Consider the following 9,460-nt stretch of genomic DNA (forward strand, 5'->3'; position numbering starts at 1 on the left):
CACCGGTAATCTGCGACTGCGGGACGAAATCGCTAAAACGGGCGCGCCGTCAGCGCGCCCGTTTTTTTTGCGGCTACGATTTATTTTGGATGCGGCGTTCCGATGTAGGGGAATTCTTTCAAAGTGTCGGTATGCGGCTGCAGCCCATCCGGCGGGATGTCTCCCTTTGAAAGAAACGACAGCCGAAAATTGATGACATCGTCCTCAAACGTGCGGCCATTGGGATAGCCTGCGGGCTTAGTGGGATCGAAGCTCAACATATCCGGCAGGATGCCGTGTTCGTCGATCGCCGTGATCGCCTCATCCCTCGTGTAGTTGCCCGTGTGCCCCATCAGATGGATGAACAGCTCGAGCCAGCGCTTGCGGTCGTTCACAGGCTCGCTGGCGTTGTATTCCTCCTTCGTTTCGTCGGTATTGAAGAAACTGCTGACTGACGGGTGGCCGGCGCGATCGGCATGAATAAGCTTGCCGTCGCTGCGCACGCTGCAGCGACCCCAGATCCTGACCGCCGGCTTGCCGCCAAGAGCGCTCGTCGGCATCTCGGCGACCGTCGAAAGAATGTTGGCTTCGGTGTTTGAATCCTTGCCCGTCCAAGGAGACTTGCCGCCCAAATGCGGCGCGGTGAAATTTCTGCCGCCGGACGTGTCGTACAAGGCCAGAATGCCGTCGTAATCAAAAAAGAAAGCGTCGCTGCGAACGCCTGTGAAAAAGGTGAGATCGCCCGCGCGCACGATATTCGGCTTGGCGCCGAAGGAAACCTCCGCGCCCGACACGATCTTCTCGCCTACGGGTTCGGGGGAATGCGACTCTGCGCCCCGCGCCAGGTAAACGTCGAAAGTCTGCCTGCCGTTTTGCTTGGGCGAGAACACATAGCTGATCGCAATATCCGTCAGGCAATCGCCGTCATTGTCGATGTTGAGCCGGTAGATGGCGTCAGGATGAAATTCATCGCAGTTGGGATTGGCGTTGAGGATGATCGCCGTCCGGGACGGATCGCTTGGAGACTGAAAGGCGTAGAGATCGCACAGGTCCAACCTTTGGTCGCCGAGCGGCGGACCGAGACTGAGGCCGGTAAAATGATTCGACATGAGTTGCCTCCTGTAAGACGTGAAGAGAATGCGAGACCGTTCTTTTTGGCGCAGCGATACGCAAGCTATGTCGCCGCTGTTTCAACATCAAGATTGTCCGCCTCTATTCGCCGCGAATGAGTCTGATGATGCTCGAAAAATCGGCGGCACCCTGGCCAGAAGACTGATGCAGGGCATAGAGCTGCGTCGCGACGGCTCCAAGCGGCGAGGCCGCGCCGGCGTGAGCCGCGGCTTCCTGCGCCAGTCTTAAATCCTTCAACATGAGCGCGGTCATAAAGCCCGGCTTATAATCATTGTTTGCGGGCGACGCCGGCGTCAATTCCGGCACGGGGCAATAGGTGGTGAGCGACCAGGATTGCCCAGACGAGATCGACGCCGCGTCAAACAGCGCCCGATGCGACAGTCCGAGCTTTTCCGCGAGCACGAAAGCCTCGGCCGTCGCGATCATCGTGACGCCGAGCATGACATTGTTGCAGATTTTCGTCGCCTGTCCCATGCCGGCGCCGCCGCAATGAAGCACATGCGCGCCCATATGTTCGAGGATGGGCTTCGCCGCCGCGAACGCTTCCTTCTCGCCGCCGCACATGAAGGTCAGCGTCGCCGCTCTTGCTCCAGCGACGCCGCCCGATACCGGCGCGTCGACTGAGAGCGCGCCGCTTTCCTGCGCGAGCCGATGCGCGGCGCGCGCGCTTTCGACATCAATCGTGGAGCAATCGATGAAAAGCTTGCCGCGCGCCTTCGCCGCGATTTCATGCCAGACGGCGAGCGTCTGATCGCCGCTCTGCAGCATGGTGATCGCAACGTCCGCCCCGTCGATCGCATCGCGCAACGAACGGGTGGCGACAACGCCGTCCTTGGCGACGGCATCGATCAGCGACGCGCTAAGGTCGAAGCCGCGCGTCTCGACGCCGGCGCGCGCCAGCGCCGCCGCCATCGGACGGCCCATATTGCCGAGACCGATGAAAGCCGCTCGCATCATGGCTAGGACAAGGTCGGCATGACGAAACTCGCGCCCGTCCGCAGGCCGCCAGGCCAGCGCGACGCCACGGTCTTCGTCTTCGTATAAAAGCGAATCGCGTCAGGCCCATGCTGATTGAGATCGCCGAACATCGATCGCTTCCAGCCGCCGAAAGTATAATAGGCCAAGGGCGCCGGAATCGGCACATTGACGCCGACCATCCCCACTTCGACGCGCGAGGCGAATTCACGGGCAGCATCGCCGTCGCGCGTAAAGATTGCGACGCCATTGCCATATTCGTGGTCGCTCGCGAGCGAGAGCGCCTGCTCGAAGCCGCGCGCGCGCACGATGGAAAGCACCGGGCCGAAGATTTCCTCCTTGTAGATCCGCATCTCCGGCCGCACCTCGTCAAAAAGGCATCCGCCCATGTAGAAGCCGTTCTCATAGCCCTGCATTTTGAAACCGCGTCCATCGACGCGTAATTTCGCGCCCTCTTGGACGCCAAGCGCGACGTAATCCTTGACGCGCTCCAAATGCGCCCGCGTGATCAGCGGACCGAAATCGGCGGAAGGATCGGTCGAGGGACCGACGCGCAGATTTTCGACGCGCGGTTCGAGCCGGGCGACCAGCGCATCGGCTGTTTCTTCGCCCACAGGCACAGCGACCGAAATCGCCATGCACCGCTCGCCGCCGGACCCATAGGCGGCGCCGACCAAAGCGTCGACCGCCTGATCCATGTCGGCGTCGGGCATGATCACCATGTGGTTCTTTGCGCCGCCGAAACACTGCACGCGCTTTCCATGGGCGGCGCCATGCGAATAGACATATTCGGCGACCGGCGTCGAGCCGACAAAGCCAATGGCCTTGACTTCAGGCTCCTCAAGCAGCGCGTCGACCGCTTCCTTGTCGCCATTGACGACATTGAGCACGCCAGGCGGCAGCCCGGCTTCCAACATCAGTTCGGCCAGAAACAGGGGCGCGCCGGGATCGCGTTCGGAGGGCTTTAGAATGAAGGCGTTGCCGCAGGCGATCGCCGGGGCGAACTTCCACATCGGAATCATGACGGGGAAATTGAACGGCGTTATGCCGGCGACGACGCCGAGCGGCTGGCGCATCGAATAAACATCGAGGCCGGCGGCTGCCGAATCGGTAAATTCGCCCTTCATCAGCTGCGGAACGCCGATGCAAAATTCGGCGACCTCGACGCCGCGCTGAATTTCGCCCTGTGCATCGGCAAGCGTCTTGCCGTGCTCGCGCGCCAAAATCGCTGCAAGCCTCTCCTTCTCCCGTCCGACGATATCGACGAATTTCATCAGCACGCGGGCTCTGCGCTGCGGATTGACCGCCGCCCATTCGCGTTGCGCCGCAGCAGCATCGGCGATCGCTTCTCGAACCTCGTCGCGGCTGGCGAGCGGCACGCGCGCGATCGCCGCGCCCGTCATCGGTTCATAGGCGTCGGTGAAGCGCCCCGACCTTCCCCTGACCCGGCGTCCGCCGATAAAATGCGATAATTCTTCCATGTTCGCTCATCTAAGGCGCGTCCGGCCGATGTCATCTCGCAAGATGGAACGACGCGCCTATATGTTGGAGAGAGACGCCTTCCACGACGGAATTCCGCGATGGGACTGCAGCTCACGAGCGAAAGCAAGAATCGATACGCGCAGGCGCCGCGACAGGCGGACTGGACGATAGATCAGAACTGGGCCTCCTACAGCGACGAGGAGCACGATCGCTGGAACAGGCTGTTCGCCCGGCAGGCGAAGCTCTTGCCCGGCCGGGCCTGCGATGCGTTTCTGGAGGCGAAGCAACAGCTCGAACTGTCGCGCTCCGGCATTCCCGAGTTCGCGGATCTTAGCCGCCGACTGGGCACCCTGACCGGCTGGAGCGTCGTTCCGGTGGCCGGGCTCATTCCAGACGACGCCTTCTTCGACCATCTCGCCAACCGGCGCTTTCCCGCCGGCGCGTTCATTCGCCCGGAGTCGGAGCTCGAATATCTGCAGGAGCCGGACGTCTTCCACGACGTTTTCGGGCATGTGCCCCTCCTCGCCAATCCGACCTATGCGCGATTTCTCGAAGCCTACGGCAAGGGCGGGCGACGGGCGCTCGCGCGCGGGCAGCTCCATCATCTCGCGCGGCTCTATTGGTACACGATCGAATTCGGGCTGATCGAGACGCCGAAAGGGCTGCGCATTTTCGGCGCCGGAATCATGTCGTCGCCTTCGGAGACGATCTTTTCGCTGGAAGACTCCTCGCCTAACCGCGTCGCCTTCGACCTCGAGCGCGTCATGCGAACGAATTACATTATCAGCGATTTCCAGCAGACATACTTCGTCATCGAAAGCTTCGAGAAGCTTCTCGCCGACGGCTATCAGGACTTTGGCCCGATCTATGATCGGCTGCGCAACGCTTCGGACTTCGCCGCGCATGAGCTGGCGCCGGGCGATCGCGTCATTTCGCGCGGCGACTTCCATTATTTTCGCGCCAAGCGAAGCGCTTAGGGGCGCATCGCTGAGTTCACGACGCGCTGCTCTATGGCGCCGAAAATCGAGCGCCCGTCGGCGTCGCGCATCTCGATGCGCACCACATCGTCAGCCTTCAGGAACGGCGTTCGCGGCGCGCCGTCAATGAGCTTCTCGACCACGCGCTGCTCGGCGATGCAGGAGTAACCGTCCCCGCCCTGCGCGATCGGCCTGCCAGGCCCGCCGTCGGCGTCGCGATTCGAAACCGTGCCCGAGCCGATGATCGTGCCGGCGGTTAGCGTCCGTGTTCGCGCCGCATGCGCGATGAGACGCGGAAAATCGAAGGTCATGTCCTTTCCGGCGTCGGGCCGGCCGAACGGCGCGCCATTGACGAAGGAAAAGAGCCGCAGCGACAGTCGTCCGCCGTCCCACGCGTCGCCGAGTTCGTCGGGCGTCACGGCGACGGGCGAAAAAGCGGACGCGGGCTTGGACTGGAAGAAACCGAAGCCTTTCGCGAGCTCCGGAGCGACCAGCCCGCGCAAAGTCACGTCATTGACCAGCATGACAAGCTTGATATGGCTGCGCGCCTGTTCCGGCGTCACGCCCATTGGAACATCGTCCGTCACAACCGCGACTTCGGCTTCGAGATCGAGGTCGTGCTTTTCGTCGAGCAGGGGAATGTCGTCACGCGGCCCGAGGAAGGCGTCGGAGCCGCCCTGATACATCAACGGGTCGCTCCAGAAACTCTCAGGCATTTCGGCGCCGCGCGACTTGCGAACGAGCGCGACATGATTGACGTAGGCCGATCCATCCGCCCATTGGTAGGCGCGCGGCAGCGGCGAAGCGCAATCCTGTTCGCGAAAGGGAAAGCTCTCGCGAAGTCCGCATTCTAGCCGCGCCGCCAGCGCCTGTAGCTCCGGCGCCACGGTTTCCCAATCTTCGATCGCCGACTGCAGGGTGGGCGCGACGAAGCCCGCCGCGACGGCCCGCGAGAGATCGCGCGAGACGAGGATAAGCGCGCCGTCACGCCGGCTCTTCAGGGAGGCGAACTTCACGGTCCATTGCCGGTAAAATGACGGCGTAACCCCGACCAGCATTCCGCGTAATCTTGCTGCAGCGTTTCAAGCGACATGGCGAAAGAGGTTGGATAGAGCGGCAGTCGAGACTCGAACATAAAGGCGAGAGCGTCGTCGATCTTCACCGGGCCAAGATCCGCCTGCGAGGCCTGTTCGAAAGCCTCCGTGTCCGGACCATGCGGCAGCATCGCATTGTGCAGCGACATGCCGCCGGGCTCGAAGCCGGACGGCTTGGCGTCGTAACGTCCGTAAATCAGGCCCATGAATTCGCTCATAATGTTCAGATGATACCAGGGAGGCCGGAACGTATGTTCCGCGACTTGCCAGCGCGGCGGGAAAATCGCGAAGTCGGCGTTGCCGACGCCGGTTTCGTCTGAAGGCGAGGTCAAAACCGTAAATATTGATGGATCGGGATGGTCGAAGAGCAAAGCCCCGATCGGACAGAATTTACGCAGGTCATATTTATAGGGCGCATAATCGCCGTGCCAGGCGACGACGTCGAGCGGCGAATGGCCGATCTCGCAGCGGTAGAAGCGGCCGCCCCATTTTACGCCGAGGCGGCAGGGCTTTTCCTTGTCCTCATACGCGGCGGTCGGCGTGAAGAAGTCGCGCGCATTGGCGAGCCCGTTCGCGCCGATCACGCCGCGATAGGGCAATGTGAAGGGAGCGCCATAATTTTCACAGACATAGCCGCGAGACGGGCCCGCCGCGAGCTCAACCCGAAATTTCACGCCGCGCGGAACGACGCAAATCTCACTGGGTGAGCATTCGAGGAGGCCAAACTCGGTGAAGATGCCTAGATCGCCGAACTGCGGGACAATCAGCAGCTCGCCGTCGGCGTTGTAGAAATAGTCGTCACACATCGACTGAGCGGCGAGATAGAGATGCGCAGCCATGCCGACTCTCATGCTGCAATCGCCTGCCGTCACAATGGTACGCATTCCTTCGATGAAGGAGCCCGCGTCGTCAGGGACGCGGCTCGCGCTCCAGCGCAACTGCCCAAGCGGCGCGGCGACATTGCGGCAGGGCGCGGTTTTCCAGTGGCTATTGTCAGTTTCCTTTGAGTTGCGGACGTGAAGGACGGAGGGCCGTACCCTGTAGAGCCACGAGCGCCGGTTGACGCAGTTTGGCGCGGCGAACGCCGATCCGGACAATTGCTCGGCATAAAGCCCATAAGGGCATCGTTGCGGAGAGTTCTGACCGATCGGCAACGCGCCTGGGAGGGCTTCGCTCTCGAACTCATTGCCGAAGCCATGCAAATAGCGCGTCAACGTCATGTCTCAGCCCGCCGCCCGGTTCAAGACGCCGCGGCGGATTTGATCTTCCTCGATTGACTCAAATAGCGCGCGAAAATTTCCTTCGCCGAATCCTTCATCGCCCTTGCGCTGAATGAATTCGAAAAAGATCGGGCCGATGACCGTTTTGGAGAAAATCTGCAGCAAGAGGCGGCGCGCGCCTGCTGTGACGCCGTCGATCAGGATGCCGAGCTCTTTGAGACGTTGCGTCGGCTCTCCATGTCCGGGGAGCCTGCGCTCCAGCGCGTCATAATAGGCGTCCGGCGGCGCCGGCATGAAGTCGAGCCCGTTCTTGCGCATGGCGACGACGGTCTCATAAATGTCGCGACATGCGCAGGCGATGTGCTGAATGCCCTCCCCCTTGTAGGCGTCGAGAAATTCCTCGATCTGGCTCTTTTCGTCGGAGCTTTCATTGATCGGGATACGAATCTTGCCGCAAGGACTCGTCATCGCGCGAGAGCGCAAGCCCGTCATCTTGCCTTCGATGTCGAAATAGCGAATTTCACGGAAATTGAAGATGCGCTCATACCATTTCGCCAGCGCGTCCATGCGGCCGCGGCGCACATTATGGGTGAGATGATCGATCTCCGTCAGGCCCACGCCGAATGGTTTGGGATCGCGCTCACGTATCCATCGAAAGTCGACGTCCCATATCGACCCCTGGTCGCCATATCGGTCGACAAAATAGATGAGCGAACCCCCGACCCCTTCGATCGCCGGGATGTTCAACTCCATCGGGCCGACTCCGAAGGCAACCGGCTTCGCGCCGAGGGAAACGGCGCGGCGCATCGCTTTGGCGGCGTCGATGACGCGGAAGCCGACGCAGCAAACAGAGGGGCCGTGCGCTTTCTGGAATTCAGCGGCGAAGCTGCGCGGCTCCGCGTTCAGCACATAATTCACCTCTCCCTGGCGATACAGCGTCACATCCTTGGAGCGGTGGCGCGCGACAGCGGCGAATCCCATCTTTTCGAACAGCGACGCCAGTTGCGCAGGCTCGGGATGGGCAAATTCGACGAACTCGAATCCGTCGGTTCCCATCGGATTTTCGGCAGGCGTTGCGGCGCCGCCAAGCGTCGAGTCCATAACCAGGCCTATACAGGTTCCGCTGAGCTGCTATTTAGATATTGCGTCGCCGATCCAGTTAAAGGCCCATGATCCTTTACGACTATTTCCGCTCGTCGGCCGCCTATCGCGTGCGCATCGCCATCGCGCTCAAGGGGCTCGTGGTCGAACGCCGGCATGTCCATTTGTTGCGCAGCGAACAGCGTGACCCCGGCTATCGCACGAAAAGCCCGCTGGCGATCGTCCCGACGCTGGAGCTCGACGATGGAAGACTCATCACGCAGTCGCTGGCGATCATCGACTATCTTGACGTGCTACAGCCTGATCCGCCGCTCTTGCCGAGCGACTCCGTGTTGGCCGCTCAAGCGCGCGCCGCGGCGTTGACGATCGCCTGCGAAATTCATCCGCTCGCCAATTTGCGAGTCATCGAGGCGTTGCAGCGACAATTCGGCGCCAAGGACGTTGAGATCGCCGCGTGGCGCAGGCGTTGGATTTCAGAGGGACTGAAGGCGGTCGAAGCACTCGTCGCGCCTGGTCCTTTCGCCTTTGGCGCCGAGCCGTCGCTCGCAGACATATGCCTCATTCCGCAAGTCTTTAATGCGCGACGTTTCGACGTTCCGCTCGACGCTTGCCCGCGAATCCTTGCGGCGGACGCCGCCTGCGCCATGCACCCCGCCTTTCTGAAGGCGCATCCTCAAGCGCAGCCGGACGCTTGAACCAGTTCTAGGACGCGAGCGTCAGATCGGCGATCGCCGCGGCCAAGAAGCGGCCGGCTTCGCCGCCGGTCACCACGCGATGATCGAAGGTGAGGCTGAGCGGCAATATCCGATGCGCCGCCGGCGCGCCATTGACCGCGACAATTTCGTCGCGTATCCGCCCGGCGCCGAGGATCGCCACCGTCGGCGGCAGGACGATCGGCGCAGCGTAGCGCCCGCCGATCATGCCGAAATTCGAGAGCGTGATGGTCGCCCCGCGCAGCTCCTCCGGCGGGATGCGCCGAGCCGCCGCGTCCTGCCGCATGCGGTCCAGCCCCTGGCGCAAATCCTGAGCGTCGCGATTGCCGACATCCCGCAGCACAGGCACGAAAAGACCTTCCTCCGACAGGTCAACAGCGACGCCGAGGTCGATCTTCTTCATCACGCGCCGCGCCAAAGCGTGAGGCTCGAACCAGGCGTTGAGCGCAGGCTCCGCCTTGCAGGCTGTTACCAGGGCCCGGATCAGCCGGACGGTCGTGTCGGTTCCTGCGGCCCAGGCGTTGATGTCCGCGTCGTCGACGATGGTGGCCGCGGCGACTTCCGCCTGCGCTTGCGCCATATTATGCGCCATGGCGCGACGCACGCCCCGCAGCGGCTCGGCGGCTTCCGTCTCGCTGAGAATGCGCGCGACGCGCTCGATGTCTTGAGTCGTGATCAGCCCGTCGGCGCCAGAGGGCGTCACCATGCCGAGATCGACGTTGAGCTTGCGCGCGAGCGCTCTCACCGCGGGCGTCGCCCGCACCGCCCCGCCGGCGTGACCGACCGAG

At 62.3% G+C, this 9,460-nt stretch carries 9 protein-coding genes; 2 read left to right on the forward strand and 7 right to left on the reverse strand.

Features of this window, described 5'->3' with window-relative positions; translation table 11 throughout:
* Positions 1–80: 80 nt before the first annotated feature.
* The 3 genes from QZ964_RS13265 to QZ964_RS13275 form a co-directional block, all read right to left on the reverse strand.
* Complete coding sequence (locus QZ964_RS13265) at positions 81–1,088, reverse strand: DUF4331 family protein (RefSeq protein WP_292532135.1); 1,008 nt, start codon at positions 1,086–1,088, stop codon at positions 81–83.
* Positions 1,089–1,191: 103 nt separating this feature from the next.
* Positions 1,192–2,067: a 3-hydroxyisobutyrate dehydrogenase gene (gene mmsB / locus QZ964_RS13270; RefSeq protein WP_292532136.1), complete on the reverse strand. Its 876-nt coding sequence runs from the start codon at positions 2,065–2,067 to the stop codon at positions 1,192–1,194.
* Positions 2,068–2,069: 2 nt separating this feature from the next.
* Positions 2,070–3,566: a CoA-acylating methylmalonate-semialdehyde dehydrogenase gene (locus QZ964_RS13275; RefSeq protein WP_292532137.1), complete on the reverse strand. Its 1,497-nt coding sequence runs from the start codon at positions 3,564–3,566 to the stop codon at positions 2,070–2,072.
* 99 nt (positions 3,567–3,665) lie between these two features.
* Between QZ964_RS13275 and phhA the strand changes: the two genes are divergently transcribed.
* Positions 3,666–4,544, forward strand: a complete 879-nt coding sequence (gene phhA, locus QZ964_RS13280) for a phenylalanine 4-monooxygenase (protein WP_292532138.1) — start codon at positions 3,666–3,668, stop codon at positions 4,542–4,544.
* Here the strand turns inward: phhA and QZ964_RS13285 are convergent.
* Genes QZ964_RS13285 through hppD form a run of 3 tightly spaced genes read right to left on the reverse strand, consistent with a single transcriptional unit; the run spans position 4,541 to position 7,959 of the window.
* Positions 4,541–5,560, reverse strand: a complete 1,020-nt coding sequence (locus tag QZ964_RS13285; RefSeq protein WP_292532139.1) for a fumarylacetoacetate hydrolase family protein — start codon at positions 5,558–5,560, stop codon at positions 4,541–4,543. The genes phhA and QZ964_RS13285 overlap by 4 nt on opposite strands.
* Positions 5,557–6,858, reverse strand: a complete 1,302-nt coding sequence (hmgA, locus tag QZ964_RS13290) for a homogentisate 1,2-dioxygenase (RefSeq protein WP_292532140.1) — start codon at positions 6,856–6,858, stop codon at positions 5,557–5,559. The genes QZ964_RS13285 and hmgA overlap by 4 nt, the downstream gene beginning before the upstream one ends.
* Positions 6,859–6,861: 3 nt before the next feature.
* A complete protein-coding gene (hppD, locus tag QZ964_RS13295; RefSeq protein ID WP_292532141.1) occupies positions 6,862–7,959 on the reverse strand; it encodes a 4-hydroxyphenylpyruvate dioxygenase in 1,098 nt (365 codons plus the stop codon).
* 68 nt (positions 7,960–8,027) lie between these two features.
* On the opposite strand from hppD, the gene maiA reads away from it, so the two are divergent.
* On the forward strand, positions 8,028–8,654 hold the full coding sequence (maiA, locus tag QZ964_RS13300) for a maleylacetoacetate isomerase (protein ID WP_292532142.1): 627 nt from the start codon (positions 8,028–8,030) through the stop codon (positions 8,652–8,654).
* Between the two features lie 7 nt (positions 8,655–8,661).
* Here the strand turns inward: maiA and QZ964_RS13305 are convergent.
* The coding region (locus QZ964_RS13305; protein WP_292532143.1) for a dihydrolipoamide acetyltransferase family protein at positions 8,662–9,460 on the reverse strand (799 nt) is incomplete at its 5' end.

Source organism: Methylocystis sp., assembly GCF_021731785.1.
In the GTDB taxonomy this organism is placed as follows: domain Bacteria; phylum Pseudomonadota; class Alphaproteobacteria; order Rhizobiales; family Beijerinckiaceae; genus Methylocystis.